Origin of the sequence: Mesorhizobium sp. M0664 (assembly GCF_040320565.1) — a bacterium.
Taxonomy (GTDB): domain Bacteria; phylum Pseudomonadota; class Alphaproteobacteria; order Rhizobiales; family Rhizobiaceae; genus Mesorhizobium.
This window is the reverse complement of the sequence record NZ_JAMYPW010000124.1, coordinates 1-644: the sequence shown is the minus strand read 5'-3', so window position 1 is coordinate 644 and position 644 is coordinate 1. Positions and strand designations below refer to the sequence as shown.

The window sequence follows — 644 nt, the reverse complement described above, 5'->3', positions numbered from 1 at the left end:
GCAGGGCTATCGCATATGAGTGATGGCATTGATGAGATAGTCGTCGTTCCAGGCGCATTTCTTGATGCGATGGCTGATGGGAACTTTGGCAGCATCGGCGGCCTGAAGGATGTTTCTGGCGAGGCGATTGAGAAGGGCCGTGTTGGCGGGGGCATTGTCCTTGCGGGCACGGCTGAGATCCTCATCGAGATGGACATCGAGCATCCAATGCAGGCCGTTCTCGATCTGCCAATGAGCTCTAGTGAGGTCGAGCGCCCGCTGCGGCGACATGAGCGTGGAGGCCATGAACAGGCGCATCAACGGCTTGGCCTGATCGCGTCGGCTGGTGATGCGGATGAAGGCCCGGTGGCCGGGCATCAGCGGCTCGGCCGCCGCCACGATCTCGGCCTGCCGCCACTCGTTGCGGCCGTGGCTGGTCTCGGTCCGCTCGGCAATGGAAGGGGTGGCGTCGGCCAGTTGCAGGTTGGCACGGCGCAGCCAATGACGACGGTTGCCCTTCAGCGCAAGCAGGTAATCGCCACCTCTTTGGGTAATGGCCGCAGCCATGCGGGTGTGGCAGTGGAGCGCGTCGGCGGTGACCAATCTGCCCGTAAGATCAATGAGTTCGACGACTTTGAGCGCGGCCTCGACTTCGTTCTCACCAT

At 62.3% G+C, this 644-nt stretch carries 1 protein-coding gene; it reads right to left on the bottom strand.

The features are described from left to right. Nucleotides 1-6: 6 nt before the first annotated feature. Nucleotides 7-644 (bottom strand): ISAs1 family transposase (locus NKI39_RS34255; protein WP_352837593.1); only part of this gene is annotated, 638 nt, incomplete at its 5' end.